Origin of the sequence: Gracilibacillus caseinilyticus (assembly GCF_022919115.1) — a bacterium.
GTDB lineage: Bacteria > Bacillota > Bacilli > Bacillales > Amphibacillaceae > Gracilibacillus > Gracilibacillus caseinilyticus.
This window is the reverse complement of sequence record NZ_CP095072.1, coordinates 340,300-357,177: the sequence shown is the minus strand read 5'-3', so window position 1 is coordinate 357,177 and position 16,878 is coordinate 340,300. Positions and strand designations below refer to the sequence as shown.

Sequence of the window (16,878 nt, the reverse complement as noted above, 5' to 3'; positions counted from 1 at the left end):
TTATACTTGGTACAAATTAAATTTTTACTACGTCGAGCTACTTCATTGCTAAAATTTTATACTTTCCTAACGCACACAAAAAAAGCAGGCCGAGGTTATCGACCTGCTTCTAACGATCTATTGTTCTTTTTCTTCTAAAAGATTTGCCAGAACATGTGCTTTATATTTTTCGATTTTTCTTCCTTCAATATGGCGTACGCCTTTTTGTTTCAACTGTTCTACATACCAGCCTTTGCTACCTACATGCATTGCTACACACTCCTTACCAATCATTTTGCACTCGCTATTCTAACACCTCACTAATCGATTGAAAAGGGATAATTGTTAATTCTTTTAATCAAATTCTGTATAATGGAAATAAGCTAGAAAGAGGAGGATTTTTCTGATGGGATATCCAATTATTTCTTTGAATGTAGGAAAGCCGCAAACTCAAGTTTTTGATGGTAAAGCGTTAGTAACAGGCTTTATCAAAACACCAATTCATGACCGTGATTATTTAACAATGACTGGATTCGAACAAGATGGACAGGCTGATTTAAAAAATCATGGTGGACCAGAAAAGGCCCTGCTCATGTACCCGAAAGATCATTATGCTTATTGGGATGAGACATACAAGCGAACTTTCGACTACCCGTCCTTCGGTGAGAATATTACAATTGACGGATTAACGGAGAAGGATTTGTTTATTGGCGATATTTTTCAGCTCGGACAAGCAGAAATCCAATGTTCGCAACCTCGTCAGCCATGCTTCAAAATCGCCAAAACACATGGGATTCCTGATATGCCAAAGCTGGTAACTGACACAGGATTTAGCGGCTATTATTTTCGTGTAATAAAAGAAGGCTATGTTAGTCCGGAAGATACATTAATAAAACGGGAAGAAGATGAGGATAAAGTCACGCCTTTTGAGATCTTTGACTGTCTGTTTCATGATCGAAAGAATGCAGAAAGAATGGAGCGATATTTATCTTTAGAAAAGCTTGCCCCTAATGTGAAGAACAGCTTCAGAAAACGAATAGAAAAGTTTGGGTGATCCATTATGGATATGTTTAGCCGGATGGCGGAAGACAAGATTAAGAAAGCGATCAGTGATGGTGATTTTAATCATCTAGCAGGGAAGGGAAAACCAATAAAAAAGGACTCACTTGCCGATGTGCCAGAAGACTTGCGCATGAGTTACCGTATTATGAAAAACAGCGGTTATCTACCGGAGGAAGTGCAGCTTAATAAAGAAATCGCATCCTTACGTGATATGCTCAAGCTCTGTACAGAAGACGAAGAAAAAATACGTTTGGAAAAACGTATCTCTGAAAAAGAAATTCAGTTTCAGCTATTACTTGATAAAAGAAAATTGAACCAGTCACCAGCGTATAATCGATATAAAAGTAAAATTCATAACCGTCTTTTTTAAGGAAAATACCGGAAAGTCTCTTTATATTTTCTCATTTTCACGTATAATTATAAAAATACAATTACATACAGGTGAAGAATATGACTATTGATCATTATAAGCAAACGGATGAAATGGACTTGAGACAAACCCTTGATCATCATGCGAATATGTTTTTTGTCATCCATAACGACGAAGTCCAGCCTTATTGTTCTATGGTTGTGGGTAAATTAAGTGTGCAGCTAGGGTTCACGCAACAAGACATGATTACTGCATTTCCTGTTGAAATCCAGGATGCGATGAAAGGTAAGGAAGTGAAGTTTCGCTATCATTTCAAGCAACGTTGTTTATGCATCTATCCCTCACCGATATTTCACAATCAGAAGGTCATTAAATTGGTTGGCACAGCAATGGATATTACACCATATGAGAAAGCGGAGCAAACCATTGAGTATATGGCTACACATGACAAGCTGACAAACAAAGCTTCCGAACCGGTATAAACTGTTTGAAGATCTGGATGCTGCCTTCATGAATCATCAAGCAACGCCAAAAGCTATCACTCGATGTGATTTGGATCGGCTGAAGAATGTGAATGATACCTTTGGCCTTAAAGTCGTGGTAGAAGGGGAGCAGGTTCTTTCCTTTATTAAATATGAAAAATGCGATTATTATCAAGGCTATTTATACAGTAAACCGCTTGAGGCGGAAGTGATCGAAGCGAAATTACTGGCAATATCATAAAGTGTTTGAAAAAAAACAGGATTATAAAGATAGAAGAGGTGGTATCATATGATTAAAGTGTTATTTATTTGTTTAGGAAATATTTGCCGTTCTCCGATGGCTGAGGCTGTATTTCGTCATATTGTAGAGGAAAAAGGGCTGAAAGATCGATTCATGATTGACTCAGCAGGTGTCGGAGATTGGCACATTGGTGAAGCTCCCCATAAAGGCACGAGAGCAAAATTAGATGAGATGAAGATCTCGTATGAAGGTCAACTTGCACGGCAAATTAATGCAAATGATTTTAATGAATTTGATTACGTCATTGCCATGGATCAGCAGAACATGGACGACCTTGCCAGTATCACGACAGGTGCTGATGTAGTAGTTAAGAAATTAATGGACTTTGTTCAACAGCCAAAAGAACAAAACGTTCCTGATCCATATTTCACGAAGAATTTTGACTATACATATGAATTAGTCAAAGAGGGATGTTATCAATTGTTAGACTACATCATTGCACAACATGATGTTCAAGTAAAATAAGCGAAAGAAGGGTTGAGAGGTTATGGGAAAAAACACATTAGTGAGAGGAATCGCAGCAGGTGCGATCATTGGCGGATTGATAACGTTATTTGATCGTGATACAAGAGGATATGTTGGACAGAAAATAAAAAGCTGCGGCGATAAAACATCTTTTTATGTAAAAAATCCAGCAGATGCCATGCATCAGTTGAATACGCAATATACCCGCTATTCACAGCAATTTTCTGCTAATCTAACCTCTGCGTTACATATGCTGGATCAAATTAGGGAAATTGCTGATAAAGTCGATCTTGAACAACGGGATAAAGAATGAATAACAGTCTTTATCGGATGAGGCCGGTCGTGTTTGTAAAACAGTTGATCGAGCGGATAACGGGGGATGATGTTCCAGGCTTAGCGGCGCAATTGTCCTATTTTTTCTTGCTGTCTTTGTTTCCGTTTATGATTTTCTTAGTGACACTGATTGGATATCTACCTTGGCAAGACATCGATGTGATGAATTTTATAGCAACATATGCACCTGAAGAAATCATGACCATGTTAAACGAGAATATTTCACAAATTATGAATAATCGTAACGGCAGCTTATTGTCAATTGGTATTATTGGGACGCTTTGGTCTGCATCAAATGGTATTAATGCACTGATTCGATCTTTTAATAGAGCTTATAACATTGACGAAGAGCGTTCCTTTATTGTGACGAGGATGATTTCGATCGTATTAACAATTGCGATGCTACTGATTATTATTGTCGCCTTTTTGCTTCCGATTTTCGGAAAAATGATTGGCGTATATTTATTCTCCTTTTTTGGGCTGTCGGAAGGTTTTCTTTCGACTTGGAATACTCTGAGATGGGTAATCTCCTCAGCAATCTTTTTTATTGTGCTGATGATGCTGTATCGCTTGGCACCGAGTAAGCGGGTTTATTTTAAGGATATTATTCCGGGAACGCTATTTGCAACGGTCTTCTGGCAACTCGCCTCATTAGCTTTTTCCTATTATGTATCATCAATGGGGAACTACTCAGCTACATACGGCAGCTTGGGAGGCGTCATCAGTTTAATGATCTGGTTTTACCTGTCGGGAATTATCATTATTACCGGTGGGGAAATCAATGCACAAGTGGAAAAAATGGTAAAAGGACGAGCGTAAAGCTCGTCCTTTTCCTGTAGGAGTAACTGTGAAATGAATTGCCCAAAATCGAAATTGTATTGGTTTTATAATGCGGATTATGTGAGCTGAACTATATTGGTGTGGTTATTTTGACATTTATACTGTGCGTAGCAAAGCTCCGTAAATATGTTCCGCAGGACGCGAAGTGGTTGGCTGGAGCGGTATCATACCACTAAAAATATTTCAAAATGACCTCTCCGCTAGTTGGCATAATCCGTATTATGGTAGTCATACGTATTTACTTACCCAACAACCGCAATCCGTTCAGTATAACAAGTATTGTGCTGCCTTCGTGGCCGATGACGCCCAAGGGCATGTCGATTATTTGCAGGAAGTTGGAGGCGATTAATGCCAGAATGATACCGATCGAAAATACTATATTTTGTTTGATTATCTGGTTCATTTTTTTCGATAACTGGATCGCATCCACTATTTTACTTAAGTTATTTTTGACGAGCACGATATCAGAGGTTTCTAAGGCAATATCACTGCCAGCTCCCATGGCAATACCGAGATTCGCTGCAGCTAGGGCAGGGGCGTCATTAATGCCATCACCAATCATCGCTACGTTTCGGTTACGTGCCGATAAAGCTTTTAGCTGAGCTACCTTATCCTCAGGAAGACAGTTGGCATGGAAGGACTGAATATTCGCCTCTTGCGCAATTATTTTCGCCGTTTGTTCATTATCACCAGTTAACATCACGGTTTGTATTCCTAATTCATTTAATGTAGCGATCGCTTCAACGGATTCTTTACGTAACGTATCTTTTAAGAAAAAGACTGCGATTATTTCATCGTTTTTCTGTACATAGATGGTTGTGTGACCATTTTGGTTGTTAATGTGATGCATGTTCATGAACGTGTTAGCATTCGCTTCTTTCACTAATTTAGTATTTCCGATTGTCCACTGATCCTGGCCGATGTTGGCAATAAGGCCTTTTCCGTTCTGATGTTGGACACGATCAATCTCAGGAACATAACCATCATTTTTAAGAGAACGACCCCAACTTGTCATGGCATTCGCTAAAGGGTGGGTTGATTCCTTTTCAATCGCATAAACAAAGGTCGCTACGTCCTGTTCGTTAAAGTGGTCTGCCATGTACCAATCGGTAACAAATGGTTTTCCTTCTGTTAGCGTACCTGTTTTGTCAAAAGCGACTGTATCGATCGATGCCAATCCTTCTGCATAGACACCACCTTTAAATAAGACGCCATTCCTTGCGCTAGTTGAGATAGCTGCAAGTGTTGCAGGCATAATCGAAGCCACTAGTGCACATGGTGAAGCGACGACGAGTAGAATCATAGCGCGATAAACGGTATCTGTCCAAGACCATCCGAAAACAAAGTGCGGCAACACCATCATGATTGCCACGACCAGCAATACTACTTTTACATACGTACTTTCAAATCGTTCAATAAAAAGTTGAGAAGGTGATTTCTCACTTTGTGCGTTCTGTACAAGTTTAATAATTCGCTGAAAAAGTGTTTCATTTGGCAATGTATCAATTTCTACATAGAGCGTACCATTGACATTAACGGTACCAGCATACACGCTATCATTAACCGATTTCGTGACTGGAACCGATTCGCCGGTAATCGCACTTTCATCAATTTCGGTTTCGCCCCGGTAAATCTTTCCGTCTGCTGGAATACGTTCCCCGGCCCGAATCATGATTTGATCATCAATTTGTAAATCTGCAACAGCAATCTCCTGACCAGATAACAGAAAGGCAGTTTCAGGCTGTAAATGGATGAGAGATTCCAATTCTTTCGTGTTTTTATTTTCTGTATATGTTTCTAAAGCACCTGACAGGGCAAAAATAAAGATTAGTACGGCGCCCTCTGTCCAATATCCGATGGATGCTGCCCCGATCGCAGCAATAATCATCAGTAATTCCACGTTCAATGATTTTTCCTGAATCGTTTCAGTTAATCCTTCCTTGGCTTTTGCGTATCCACCAATTAAGAATGCCGTGATGAGGAAGACAATCGTTGTTCCTTCACTAAAGGTCGAATCCCATAGCCAAGCAGTTAAAATAAGTGCGCCGCTAAATAACGCGGCAATTAATTCACGATGTTTCCATATATTTAAATGATGATTGTGAAGGTCAGCAAATGCTGAGAAATGCAGCAAGGATTTATTTCTAATTGTTTTGATTACGTCATTCATTTGTAATTACTCCCCTCTCATGATTGAATATTTGATAATGACTATCACTCTTATCAAATTATAATAATTATAAATAAATAACTAATATAATAGTATCATTATTTTAAATAAAGTCAATAAACGCAAATTATATAACAGAATCAATATAAAATTTGAAACAGATATAAAAATCATTGAAATAAAAGCATTAAACTGTTATCTTTTAATAGAATAAAATAATATAACAATTAAGGGGTGCCGATTTTTGTGAAAAAAATTTTGTTACTTGTAAGTTTCGTATTCATTTTGTTTGTTGTAACAGCATGTGGAAATGAGTCAGAAGAAAACTCAACAGGCGAGTTGAAATCGGAGAAATGGGAAAATATTCAGGATGAAGGTGTTATCGTTGCAGCTACTTCCGGGACGTTGATCGCTTCTTCTACGTATGACGAAAATGATGAATTGACTGGTTATGATGTAGAAGTGATGAAAGAGGTCGGCAAGCGATTAGGAGTAGATGTTCAGTTTGAGATAATGGGTATTGACAGTATGTTAGCTGCTATTGAAAGTGGCAGAGTAGATGTTGCCGTCAATGATATTGAGGTGACAGACAATCGTAAAGAAAAGTTTGCCTTCTCTGATCCTTATAAATATTCATACACAACAATGGTAGTGCGCAAAGGAGATAATTCAGGGATTGAGAGCTTGGAAGATTTAGAAGGGAAAGAAGCAGGTGGTGGTGCTACCACAGTATTCAGCCAAATTGCCGAGCACTTTGGAGCGAAAGTTGTAACATATGGAAATGCACCAAATGAAGCTTATTTACGAGACGTAGATAATGGCAACACCGACGTTATTGTGAATGACTACTACTTATCTAAATTCGGCGTGGCAGCATTTCCTGAGTTCGATATTCATCTGCATCCAGATCTGAAATTCCATCCAACCGAACAAGCAGTTGCGATGGATAAAGAAGCAGAAACATTACAGCAAAAAGTTAATGAGACGTTAACCGAAATGAGAGAAGACGGGACATTATCAGAGCTAGCGATTGAATTCTATCAAGAGGATGCTTCGAAAAAACCTGATGGAGATATCCAGGAAATAGAGGGGCTTGACTTGTAAAAATGGACCAATTCTTTGATGCGGAGTTAGCAATCGAAAATCTGCCGCTTATCTTAAGCGGGCTACCAATGACCATTGCTGTATCACTGGTCAGTATGGTAATGGGTCTTGTGCTAGGACTTTTTATTTCATTGGCAAGAAATTCGGATTCCATCATGTTACGGTATCCAGCGCGTATTTATATTTCCTTTATGCGGGGAACGCCATTACTTGTCTTTCTGTTCTTACTATATTTTGGATTGCCGGTCTTAGGTCTAACCTTATCTGCTTTTGTGGCAGCTGTATTAGGATTTGGCCTGAATAGTGCAGCATATATTGCAGAAGTGATCCGCGCTTCATTGAATAGTGTGCCAAAAGGTCAATGGGAAGCGGCCAAGGCATTAGGCTTCGGCTATCGTCAGACGCTGATCAAAATTATCTTGCCCCAAGCAGCGAGAATTGCCATGCCACCGCTCACTAACGTGTTTTTAGACTTAGTAAAAGCGACCTCGCTCGCTGCGGTAATTACAGTTCCGGAATTGTTCCAAAAAGCACAAATTGCCACAGGACGATCCTTTGACTCTTTTACCATGTATACGGTAGTAGCGTTAATTTATTGGCCATTATGTATCTTAATTTCCTTTATGCAAGAGCAGTTAGAAAACAGATTCAGCCGTTATATGAAATAACAAAAGCCTCGAGGACAGCACTGACCTCGAGGCTTTTGTTCCCAGGTAAGAAAGTATAAAAATAAAGTCATAGAAGTAAACATGCTAAACATGATTGATGGATTCTTATAATATGGATTATGTAAAGTAGAACTGTCTGACATTGTGTTAATTTTGATAGATTTCATTTGCTTAGCAAAGCTCCGGAAATATGCTCCGCGTCCTGTGGGAACGACTTCAGCTAGGCTACTACTTGAACAACTTCTTTGCTGCCTTGTGCCGAGGAAGCTTACTTCGAAGTGATTCTAGCAGAAACAGGCACAGACAAAGTGGATCTTTAGCTCGCGCTGACGCATGAGGAGTCTCCGCATATTTCCTACGCTTTAGGGAAGTGTTACAGCGTTTGTAACAGCTAAAAGTAAGGATTTTAAGCATTGTTACAGTGAATGATGAAATACGATGGAGACTGCCCAAAATGCTACCTCTTGCGTCCGGTGTAGAACCAATACTAGAGCGTAGGCCAACCACGGAGACTCCCGCGGGACATGCAGGTGCTGAAGATCCACTTTGTGAAGCGATCTTCTTCACAAAGTTAGCTTCAGCCGTGCCCCGCAGGACGCGGAGTGGTTGGCCGGAGCGGTCTTCCAGCATATGAAACATTTCAAAGTTACCACTGTGTTAGTTGACATAATCCATATTATAGGTAGTTTCCTATATTGGTATGATTGTCAAGGTCAGGCGGATTTTAGCTCTTTTCTAATAATGGAAGAAAGCATAGTAGTAATTAACGCGAATGGCAGAAGTTGATCGTGCTCAATATTGAAAGAATAGTTTATTATTATTTGAACCAGTTAAGGCCAACATGGTTTGTCTCGGTTTTAAAATAAATGCCGCTTATAGTATAATGACAAAGAATGATGGAGAAGTGTTATGTTTTTATAAAAATCTTGTAAATAACACAAAAATTCTATTGTTTAAATTAGAAGCATGATAATATAGTTATAATTGAGTCAAATACTCAAATAAAATAGAAAAAGGTGGGAGTAGAATGAATATTATTGTAGCAGGGGGAGATGGCTTCTGCGGATGGCCGACTGCTCTATATTTATCTAAACAAGGACATGATGTATCGATTATCGATAACTATGCAAGAAGAAAAATTGACAATGAATTACACTCCAATTCACTTACACCTATTGCATCTCTAGAAGAACGCGTTGCAAAGTGGGAGGAACTGACAGGTAACAAGATCAAGGTCTATGAAGGAGATCTTGTACACTATGATTTTCTTAAGGAAGTCCTCAAGAGAGAACAACCAGATGCATTCGTGCATTTTGCTGAACAACGCTCCGCTCCATACTCTATGATTGACCGTGAACATGCGGTTTACACCCAAGAAAATAACGTTACTGGAAATTTAAATGTTCTATTTGGCATTAGAGAAATCGTGCCAGATTGTCACTTAATTAAATTAGGGACAATGGGTGAGTACGGTACGCCAAATATTGCAATTGAAGAAGGATACATAGAAATTGAACATAAAGGGAGAAAAGATACCCTGCCATTTCCGAAGCAGCCAGGTTCTTTCTATCACTTATCCAAAGTACATGACAGCCATAACATTATGTTTGCATGTAAGATTTGGGGCATTCGCGCGACAGACCTAAACCAAGGGATTGTTTATGGATTAGATACAGAGGAAACAAAGCTTGATCCAGTATTGAATAACCGTCTTGATTATGATGGTGTATTTGGGACAGCGTTAAATCGTTTTATCATCCAGGCAACAGTAGGACAAGATTTAACTGTATACGGAAAAGGTGGTCAAACGAGAGGTTTCCTTAACATTAAAGATACTGTTCGTTGTATTGAACTTGCAGCAGAAAATCCTGCAGATAAAGGTGAATTCCGCGTCTTTAACCAGTATACAGAGCAATTCTCTGTCGGTGATTTAGCAGAAATGGTACAAAAAGTCGCGAAAGAAGAAGGTATTGAAGCGCAAATTGCTCATTTGGAAAATCCGCGAGTAGAATTGGAAGAGCACTTTTTAGAAGCAGTCAATACAAAATTAATTGATTTAGGGTTAGAACCACACCTTCTTGATGATAATGTAATTAGAGAAATACTCAATACGGTTATTGCATACAAAGACCGTGTTATTCACGAAAATATTTTGCCAACTGTAAAATGGAAATAAAGAACGCACATGAATAAGGATGATCTAGCAATGCACATACTTATCATCACAGAAACATTTCTACCTTCAACTGATGGTGTTGTGACCAGATTGACCAATAGTATTCGTTATTTTATGAATGTAGGCCATAAGGTGACCATCATTGCACCTGATTTAGGGGTGTCAGAATTCGAAGGAGCGGAAGTGATCGGCATAAGAGCGAGTAAATTACCTTTTTACCGCTCGAAAGCTTTTGCTTTACCTAACCGTCGAATCAAGCAACTGATAGCTGATATTGACCCGGATGTCGTTCATGTCGTCAATCCGGCATTGGTTGGAGCCTCTGGTGTTTATTATGCGAAAAAACTTCAATATCCGTTAGTCGCATCCTATCATACTCAAGTACCGAGATATGCTGACTATTATCATTTGTCAATATTTAAAGGGCTGCTCTGGTGGTATTTCCGCAAATTACATAACCAAGCAACAATTAATTTATGTACATCCAATGTGGTAAAAGAAGAACTCGATCAGCAAAACTTTCTAAATGTACACGTGTGGAAGCGTGGAGTAGATACGAAACTTTTTCATCCGGACCATGAAGATGAAGCCATGCGCAATCGTTTGACAAATAACCAAAAGTCGAAAACGATATTGTTGTATGTTGGCAGACTCGCGCCTGAGAAGGAAATAGAAAAAATTCGTAACGTCCTCGAAAGCTCGGATCAATTTGTACTTGCGATTGTCGGTGATGGTCCGCACCGCGCACCATTGGTAAAGTATTTCGAAGGAACGAACACGATTTTCACCGGGTTTATGCATGGTAATGACTTAGCAACTGCCTATGCGTCAGCAGATGTCTTTGTGTTCCCGTCAACCACAGAAACGTTAGGCTTAGTATTGTCAGAAGCAATGGCATCAGGTTTACCAATTGTTGCGGCAGACAGTGGGCCGACACGTGAACAAATCCAGCATGAAACGCATGGACTTTTGTATGACCAGCATAGTGTGGAAAGTTTCACAGAAACAGTTCTCCGGCTCGAAGATGAGAGCCTGCGCCAACGACTTGCAGCATCAGCATGGCAGGATATTCATGAAATGGGCTGGGATGAACAATCAAAACAAGCGTTGGACATTTATCAGCAGGCAATTTCCATGCAAGTTAACCATGAAAAGTAAGAAGGAATGTTTATGCCAAACAGAAAACGAAAAAGCGGTCGATTACAATTTGCTCAATTCAGTGTTATAGGCGTGACCAATGCGCTGGTGGATATTGGTACGCTTAATTTGTTGTTGATTCTTTTTCCAACCGAAGATTCTACGTGGCTCATCGCCTATAATAGTATTTCGTATACATTGGCGATATTAAATAGTTATATTTGGAACGCGAGTATAACGTTTAAACAATCCTCCGAAGGGAATAATTATCAAAGAATCGCTTTCATTATTCAGGCGCTGATTAGCTTGGGAATAAGCAATCTTGTGTTCATTGGTGCCAATGACTTGTTAGGGCTGGCAGATATACCGAACTGGTGGCGATATAACTTGTCTAAAGCAATGGCGATGGGATTATCATCCTTTGCTAGCTTTTTTATGATTAAATTCTTTGTTTTTAAAGATTATAAAAGGTAAAACAGTATATTACCGAAGGAGGAAACACGTATGGAATTTTATTTAACGGAAGGTGGCGTACGGACGCAATTACCGTTTGGTGAATTAGATGTTTCTGGAAATGAAGAATTAGGATTTCGCCCTTTTCAATTGATGATTGCTTCAATAGCGGGCTGCAGTGCTTCTGTATTTCGTAAAGTTTTACAGAAGAAACGAATCGAAATTGAAGATTTGCATATTACAGCAGATGTTGAACGTTCTTCGGAAGAAGCTAACAAGATCACATCTATTCATCTGCATTTTGTTGTAAAGGGAAGAAATCTCAAGCATGATCTATTAGACAAAAGCTTACAAATTTCACGCAAAAATTGTTCAATGGTGAGAACAATTGAAGACAGTGTAGATGTTAAAGAAACGCTCGAAGTGGTTAATTTAAGCATTTAGCAGAACGCACGTATATTTTTCGCTCCTGATCGAACACTAAGGAAAAAAAGGAGCGAAAATAATGGAGAAACTCGGACTTTCTATTGTTTTATGCTTAATGATGTTAACCATACCGATCATAGCGGATTCTGAGGAAAAGGCACCCGATGATCTGACTTCGATTGAAAAGGAAAATACCAATCAGCAAATGACAGAAGAAGAGGCGACGATTGAACCAAGTGGATTAGTGAAGGAATTAATGAAAGAAGCCAATATCGAGTTGGATAACCCGATGCTGATTAAATTACTTAATGAATCGACCATTGATCCAACGCCGTTCTCGATTGGGTACCGAGCGAATATTTACCTCGGACATTGGCCATTATCCTATCAGTCTGAGTCGTCACAAGTCAATTGGGATTTTCAAACTGTGAATACCAATGAACTAAACAATGCCGGTGGCGAGAAGACCGAGGATGTCTACTATTACCAAATCGAAGATAAGCATATTAAAGGTGCGCTAACTGCCAAAGTAGATAATGCGGAGCAGATCAAACAAATGATTCTGCACGAGGCAAGAGATCAGCATGAATTACCGCTTACGTTTGAAGCGGTGATTGGCAAAGAAACCAAGCTAAGTAAGACATATCAAGTAGCCGCTGGCAAAACCGGTGTCTTAAAGGCCAATATTCCAGCAGTGAAAGATACGGGACATATTACGGTAGGCGAGGTTTACTTAGAGTTAAAAGGCTCAAAGAAGCAGCTGGTAGTTAAAAATGTAACCAAACAAGAAGTAGGCGCCTATATCCCGGTCGCAAACCATCTGACATTTATGTATACGACAAAATAATGAAAAAGCATGCATACTGTGAAAATGCATGCTTTTTTATTCTAAGCAAAGAAAGTATATAAGTACAGCCATAGAAGTATGCTGAACATGAAGGTGGGTTCTTATAATACGGATTATGTAAATAAGAACTGTCTGACATTGTGGTAATTTTGATAGATTTCATCTGCTTTGCAAAGCTCCGGAAATATGCTCCGCGTCCTGTGGGGCACGGCTTCAGGCTACACTACTTGCACTGCTTCTTTGCTGCCTTGTGCCGAGGAAGCCCGCTTCGAAGCAATACTTGTAGACACAGGCTAAGTGGATCTTCAGCTCGTGCTGACGCATGAGGAGTCTCCGAATATTTTCTACACTTAAGTGAAGTGCTACAATGTATGGAACAGCTAAAAGCAGTGGTACTAGGCATATTGTTATTCGAATACTATCATGGCAATTATAATCAGCTCGATATGCTAGATCTTTAATAAGTTGTAGAACCCATACATTAGCGTAGGCCAACCACGTAGACTCCCGCAGGACGCGAAGTGGTTGGCCGGAGCGGCATCCTTGCATATGAAGAATTTCAAAATTAACACTTAGCTAGACATATTCCGTATTATAGGCAGCTATACTTCACTCCTTTTAGTTCGGACCGACAGGGATATTTTAGGGGGTGAATGGCAAATCACCATTAACTGCTACTACACTGACTTGACTTCCCTTCTGGTTCAAGTAGAGAATAAGTCCGTGACTTTTTCGTCAAATGCTAAAGAAAAGGATGGCACTAGTTCATTCAGACGCTCCTGCATCTTGTTCATATCCATTTCTCCCAGCTCTGCTAATACCGCTTCTTCCTCAGCAGACTCGTCGCCGGTAATTATCATGTTAAGCATATCCGGATTGATAATTTCACTAGGTGAATCAATTAATCCATTCATTTTCATATATTGATGGAACATGGAAAGGTTGTTATCTTCCTTCGCTTGCTTCATGGCATGCTTAATATATAAATTAAAATATTTTTGTGCAAAGGATACGCCTTTTAATGGAACACTTCCGACATGTTCGACCCCGTTCCAACGTAAATCCTCGATTGAGCTTAACCACCATGCCGGTTCAATCGCCTGTTGCATACGTTGAAGTACTTGACGTTCGAAGCAAATCTGAGGTGGAGTGTTTTCTTTCAGACAATTGGCTAATATTTCAGCTTCAATAGCTGCAACTGTCATGCCTTGTCCATAAATTGGGTCAAAGTTACAGAAAGCATCCCCTAATACTAATAACCCAGATGGCCAGCTTTCCATTTGTTCATAATGCTGACGGACGGATTCAGCTGCTCTATAACCCCTTGGATCCTCAATTGGCTCTAGCTCTTTAACTAGATTATTGAGCATGGGACTAGCCCATTCATTTAGCTGCTTTTCGAAATCCTTTGTGTTCGTTGCGGGTAAATTGGAACCACCAGCATTGAATAATATGGTTTGAGCCATATCATTCTCGATATAAAAAAGACCTACGGAACCAATATTCTGCTCAGGTACTCCTCGTGAAATACCGCTCAATTTCTCGTTGATATGTGGAGGTACGAGATAATATCTTGTACTGTATCCGAATTTAACTTGCAATCGTTCTTGATCTGGTACGTTATACCCCATATCTTTCAGCCGTTTGTTGAGTTTGGAATAACGACCACTCGTGTCTATTACCAGGTTAGCAGGTATAGATCTTTCTTCTTTTTCTCCATCTCGTTCTTTCACGTGAACCCCTGTCACTTGCTTGTTATCATCAGATGTGACAAGTCCTCTCACTGATTGTCGAGACAGAAATCTTACATTAGGAAGCTGTTGCACACGCTGATGAATTGCAAACTCCAGTAATGGACGGCTGCTGGCTACACTACGTTGATTGATCACTAATTCGAGCGTACCAAATGGTGAAAAGTTAACGACTTTATCATTTTGAGCATTATGCGCTCCTAAATCAAATAAATCTTCCATATAATCAGGAAAAAATCGGTTCATAATAATGTCACCTCGCGGTAACACACGATGGGGGTGAAAATCTTGAGGAGTCCCTTTACGGTTAGATGCTTTTTGCGGTAATTCATCTTTTTCGATAATCATTACTTCTTCATAATAATCGGAAAGAACGCGCGCAGTTAGCAAACCTGCAATTCCAGCGCCAATCACTAGTGCTTTTTCTTCTTTTTTTGATTATGCATCTCTACACACTCCCTTTAAAGAAAATAAACAATGTGTGGTGTAATTAATTGTAAATTTGATTGGATAATATTGCAAACAACACACTCCAGGATCACCTAATTTGTATGTTTTCTGTTTGATCTTGTATTTGTCTTTAGGAGCGTGTTTAAAAAGAAGAACAAAAAGTGCAAAAAAATTCAAGGCAGAGTAGCTTCGAGTACCGGAATGGATGCTTATCAACTACATGAGGAACGGAGAAGCAAGCCAACGCAGAAGTTCACAGTGATTTTTCCTGGACTTTTTGAACATCCTTCTTTATTTGCGTAGAAAATTGCTAGACAGGAGAAGCTAATTCCATTAGGATTGATATTGGACTATGGAAAGGAGCATTAGAATGACAAGCCATGAGAAAATTAACGAACTTCGCTCACAATTAGAGCTATTTCTTGAACGACTAGATCATTTAGATCCTGAAAAAACGTCAGTAGAAGACGTTGATCAATTAATCCAAATGATTGAGAAGATTGAAAAAGAACTAGGATAATAAGGGAAAGTGGGATTTACTATGGAATGGATAGTAGTCGTATCCGTTATTGTCATGCTTGCCTTGAGTTTATTACGAGTGCATGTAATTTTTGCCATTATCATAGCAGGAATTGTAGCAGGTCTTATGGCTGGCATGAGTATACAAGATACGATCGACATATTGATAGAAGGTATGGGTGGTCAGGCAGACACTGCATTAAGCTATATTTTATTAGGTGTATTTGCTGCGATGATCAGTTATACGGGGATTACTTCGTTACTTGTTAGAGGATTAATTAAAATTTTGACAGGAAAGAAAACGTTGCTTGTACTGTGTTTGGCAGGGATTGCCTGTTTGTCACAAAATGTTATTCCGGTGCATATTGCCTTCATACCGATTTTGATTCCTCCGTTGCTAAAGCTGTTTGATCAAATGAAATTGGATCGTAGAGCGGTGGCTACAGCTTTGACGTTTGGCTTGAAAGCACCTTACATTATGATTTCAGCCGGTTTTGGATTAATTTTTCACAAAACGATTAAAAGTGGTATGCAAAACAATGGCGTGGACATAACGATTGGTGAAATTGCCAAATCCTTAGCATTTCCCGGATTAGGTATGCTATTTGGTTTGCTGGTAGCCGTTTTTATAACGTATCGAAAAGATAGAGAGCCAGAACAATCAGTAAAGGTAGATAGTGGCTATAATGATGAAGAAATCGCAAAAGATACTCGCTTTGAAGTGAAGCATGGTTTAACGATACTGGCTATTGTGGGAGCACTAATTGTGCAAATTCTTACTGAAAGTCTTGTTATTGGTGCATTAACTGGTATTGTATTGATGGTAGTATTCTTTGCTGTTCCATTACGTAAAGGGGACACCTTCGTCCAACAAGGTGTTGGTATGATGGGGACAATTGCGTTTGTAATGCTGGTAGCTTCAGGCTTTGGAGATATTTTAAAACAAACAGGGGCAGTGGATGCGTTAGTTTCAGCCTCATCTGAGATGTTAGATAATAATCAGGCACTTATTGCTTTTATTTTATTATTAGTTGGTCTTCTTATCACATTAGGAATTGGTTCTTCTTTCGGTACCATTCCCATTATTGCGGCTCTTTATGTGCCGATTTGTGTAGCAGCTGGATTCTCGCCAATGGCCATTGCGGTATTAATTGGTACAGCAGGTGCACTAGGTGATGCGGGAAGTCCAGCGAGTGACAGTACATTAGGACCGACATCGGGCTTAAGTGCGGATGGCAAGCACCATCATATTTGGGATACATGTGTCCCGACCTTTTTGCATTTTAATATTCCGTTGTTTTTATTTGGCTGGATTGCCAGTATTATTTTATAAAATAACAGGATA

At 39.4% G+C, this 16,878-nt stretch carries 19 protein-coding genes; 16 read left to right on the top strand and 3 right to left on the bottom strand.

Going from position 1 to position 16,878, the window contains the following annotated elements:
* Window positions 1-117 precede the first annotated feature (117 nt).
* On the bottom strand, window positions 118-249 hold the full coding sequence (locus MUN88_RS01685; protein ID WP_244720074.1) for a YflJ family protein: 132 nt from the start codon (window positions 247-249) through the stop codon (window positions 118-120).
* Between the two features lie 136 nt (window positions 250-385).
* On the opposite strand from MUN88_RS01685, the gene MUN88_RS01680 reads away from it, so the two are divergent.
* The 7 genes from MUN88_RS01680 to MUN88_RS01650 all read left to right on the top strand — a co-directional run bounded on the left by MUN88_RS01680 (window position 386) and on the right by MUN88_RS01650 (window position 3,811).
* Window positions 386-1,033: an MOSC domain-containing protein gene (locus tag MUN88_RS01680; protein WP_244720072.1), complete on the top strand. Its 648-nt coding sequence runs from the start codon at window positions 386-388 to the stop codon at window positions 1,031-1,033.
* 6 nt (window positions 1,034-1,039) lie between these two features.
* The gene (locus tag MUN88_RS01675; RefSeq protein ID WP_244720070.1) at window positions 1,040-1,411 is read left to right on the top strand and encodes a DnaJ family domain-containing protein; all 372 of its coding nucleotides are present in this window, start codon (window positions 1,040-1,042) and stop codon (window positions 1,409-1,411) included.
* 80 nt (window positions 1,412-1,491) lie between these two features.
* Window positions 1,492-1,893 (top strand): hypothetical protein, encoded by a 402-nt coding sequence (locus MUN88_RS01670; RefSeq protein WP_244720068.1) that lies wholly within the window; start codon window positions 1,492-1,494, stop codon window positions 1,891-1,893.
* A 28-nt stretch (window positions 1,894-1,921) separates the two neighbouring features.
* Window positions 1,922-2,134 (top strand): hypothetical protein, encoded by a 213-nt coding sequence (locus MUN88_RS01665; RefSeq protein WP_244720065.1) that lies wholly within the window; start codon window positions 1,922-1,924, stop codon window positions 2,132-2,134.
* 48 nt (window positions 2,135-2,182) lie between these two features.
* Entirely contained in the window at window positions 2,183-2,659 is a 477-nt protein-coding gene (locus MUN88_RS01660) for a low molecular weight protein-tyrosine-phosphatase (RefSeq protein WP_244720063.1), read from the top strand.
* A 22-nt stretch (window positions 2,660-2,681) separates the two neighbouring features.
* Window positions 2,682-2,972, top strand: a complete 291-nt coding sequence (locus MUN88_RS01655; RefSeq protein ID WP_244720060.1) for a hypothetical protein — start codon at window positions 2,682-2,684, stop codon at window positions 2,970-2,972.
* Between the two features lie 17 nt (window positions 2,973-2,989).
* A complete protein-coding gene (locus MUN88_RS01650) occupies window positions 2,990-3,811 on the top strand; it encodes a YihY/virulence factor BrkB family protein (RefSeq protein ID WP_244724279.1) in 822 nt (273 codons plus the stop codon).
* A 259-nt stretch (window positions 3,812-4,070) separates the two neighbouring features.
* Here the strand turns inward: MUN88_RS01650 and MUN88_RS01645 are convergent, their stop codons facing one another.
* Window positions 4,071-6,002 (bottom strand): heavy metal translocating P-type ATPase, encoded by a 1,932-nt coding sequence (locus MUN88_RS01645; protein ID WP_244720058.1) that lies wholly within the window; start codon window positions 6,000-6,002, stop codon window positions 4,071-4,073.
* Window positions 6,003-6,248: 246 nt separating this feature from the next.
* Between MUN88_RS01645 and MUN88_RS01640 the strand changes: the two genes are divergently transcribed.
* From MUN88_RS01640 to MUN88_RS01610, 7 genes are all read left to right on the top strand, one after another.
* Complete coding sequence (locus MUN88_RS01640) at window positions 6,249-7,106, top strand: transporter substrate-binding domain-containing protein (RefSeq protein ID WP_244720056.1); 858 nt, start codon at window positions 6,249-6,251, stop codon at window positions 7,104-7,106.
* A 2-nt stretch (window positions 7,107-7,108) separates the two neighbouring features.
* Window positions 7,109-7,774, top strand: a complete 666-nt coding sequence (locus MUN88_RS01635) for an amino acid ABC transporter permease (RefSeq protein WP_244720054.1) — start codon at window positions 7,109-7,111, stop codon at window positions 7,772-7,774.
* 1,027 nt (window positions 7,775-8,801) lie between these two features.
* Window positions 8,802-9,950 (top strand): NAD-dependent epimerase/dehydratase family protein, encoded by a 1,149-nt coding sequence (locus MUN88_RS01630; RefSeq protein WP_244720052.1) that lies wholly within the window; start codon window positions 8,802-8,804, stop codon window positions 9,948-9,950.
* 30 nt (window positions 9,951-9,980) lie between these two features.
* Entirely contained in the window at window positions 9,981-11,108 is a 1,128-nt protein-coding gene (locus tag MUN88_RS01625) for a glycosyltransferase family 4 protein (protein WP_244720050.1), read from the top strand.
* A 12-nt stretch (window positions 11,109-11,120) separates the two neighbouring features.
* Entirely contained in the window at window positions 11,121-11,561 is a 441-nt protein-coding gene (locus MUN88_RS01620) for a GtrA family protein (protein WP_244720048.1), read from the top strand.
* Window positions 11,562-11,591: 30 nt separating this feature from the next.
* Window positions 11,592-11,984: an OsmC family protein gene (locus MUN88_RS01615; protein WP_244720046.1), complete on the top strand. Its 393-nt coding sequence runs from the start codon at window positions 11,592-11,594 to the stop codon at window positions 11,982-11,984.
* A 61-nt stretch (window positions 11,985-12,045) separates the two neighbouring features.
* Window positions 12,046-12,813 (top strand): YfkD family protein, encoded by a 768-nt coding sequence (locus MUN88_RS01610; protein WP_244720043.1) that lies wholly within the window; start codon window positions 12,046-12,048, stop codon window positions 12,811-12,813.
* 704 nt (window positions 12,814-13,517) lie between these two features.
* Here the strand turns inward: MUN88_RS01610 and MUN88_RS01605 are convergent.
* Complete coding sequence (locus MUN88_RS01605; RefSeq protein ID WP_244720040.1) at window positions 13,518-14,978, bottom strand: NAD(P)/FAD-dependent oxidoreductase; 1,461 nt, start codon at window positions 14,976-14,978, stop codon at window positions 13,518-13,520.
* 406 nt (window positions 14,979-15,384) lie between these two features.
* Here MUN88_RS01605 and MUN88_RS01600 point away from each other — a divergent pair, with 406 nt between their 5' ends.
* Entirely contained in the window at window positions 15,385-15,534 is a 150-nt protein-coding gene (locus MUN88_RS01600; protein WP_244720038.1) for an SE1561 family protein, read from the top strand.
* A 21-nt stretch (window positions 15,535-15,555) separates the two neighbouring features.
* Window positions 15,556-16,866 (top strand): Na+/H+ antiporter family protein, encoded by a 1,311-nt coding sequence (locus tag MUN88_RS01595; protein WP_244720035.1) that lies wholly within the window; start codon window positions 15,556-15,558, stop codon window positions 16,864-16,866.
* Window positions 16,867-16,878: the final 12 nt, after the last annotated feature.

Coding starts and splice junctions, on each gene's coding strand:
- MUN88_RS01685 (WP_244720074.1), bottom strand. CDS start 249: ATGCATGTAGGTAGCAAAGGCTGGTATGTAGAACAGTTGAAACAAAAA.
- MUN88_RS01630 (WP_244720052.1), top strand. CDS start 8,802: ATGAATATTATTGTAGCAGGGGGAGATGGCTTCTGCGGATGGCCGACT.
- MUN88_RS01660 (WP_244720063.1), top strand. CDS start 2,183: ATGATTAAAGTGTTATTTATTTGTTTAGGAAATATTTGCCGTTCTCCG.
- MUN88_RS01595 (WP_244720035.1), top strand. CDS start 15,556: ATGGAATGGATAGTAGTCGTATCCGTTATTGTCATGCTTGCCTTGAGT.
- MUN88_RS01680 (WP_244720072.1), top strand. CDS start 386: ATGGGATATCCAATTATTTCTTTGAATGTAGGAAAGCCGCAAACTCAA.
- MUN88_RS01600 (WP_244720038.1), top strand. CDS start 15,385: ATGACAAGCCATGAGAAAATTAACGAACTTCGCTCACAATTAGAGCTA.
- MUN88_RS01620 (WP_244720048.1), top strand. CDS start 11,121: ATGCCAAACAGAAAACGAAAAAGCGGTCGATTACAATTTGCTCAATTC.
- MUN88_RS01655 (WP_244720060.1), top strand. CDS start 2,682: ATGGGAAAAAACACATTAGTGAGAGGAATCGCAGCAGGTGCGATCATT.
- MUN88_RS01650 (WP_244724279.1), top strand. CDS start 2,990: ATGAGGCCGGTCGTGTTTGTAAAACAGTTGATCGAGCGGATAACGGGG.
- MUN88_RS01670 (WP_244720068.1), top strand. CDS start 1,492: ATGACTATTGATCATTATAAGCAAACGGATGAAATGGACTTGAGACAA.
- MUN88_RS01675 (WP_244720070.1), top strand. CDS start 1,040: ATGGATATGTTTAGCCGGATGGCGGAAGACAAGATTAAGAAAGCGATC.
- MUN88_RS01615 (WP_244720046.1), top strand. CDS start 11,592: ATGGAATTTTATTTAACGGAAGGTGGCGTACGGACGCAATTACCGTTT.
- MUN88_RS01625 (WP_244720050.1), top strand. CDS start 9,981: ATGCACATACTTATCATCACAGAAACATTTCTACCTTCAACTGATGGT.
- MUN88_RS01635 (WP_244720054.1), top strand. CDS start 7,109: ATGGACCAATTCTTTGATGCGGAGTTAGCAATCGAAAATCTGCCGCTT.
- MUN88_RS01610 (WP_244720043.1), top strand. CDS start 12,046: ATGGAGAAACTCGGACTTTCTATTGTTTTATGCTTAATGATGTTAACC.
- MUN88_RS01645 (WP_244720058.1), bottom strand. CDS start 6,002: ATGAATGACGTAATCAAAACAATTAGAAATAAATCCTTGCTGCATTTC.
- MUN88_RS01665 (WP_244720065.1), top strand. CDS start 1,922: ATGAATCATCAAGCAACGCCAAAAGCTATCACTCGATGTGATTTGGAT.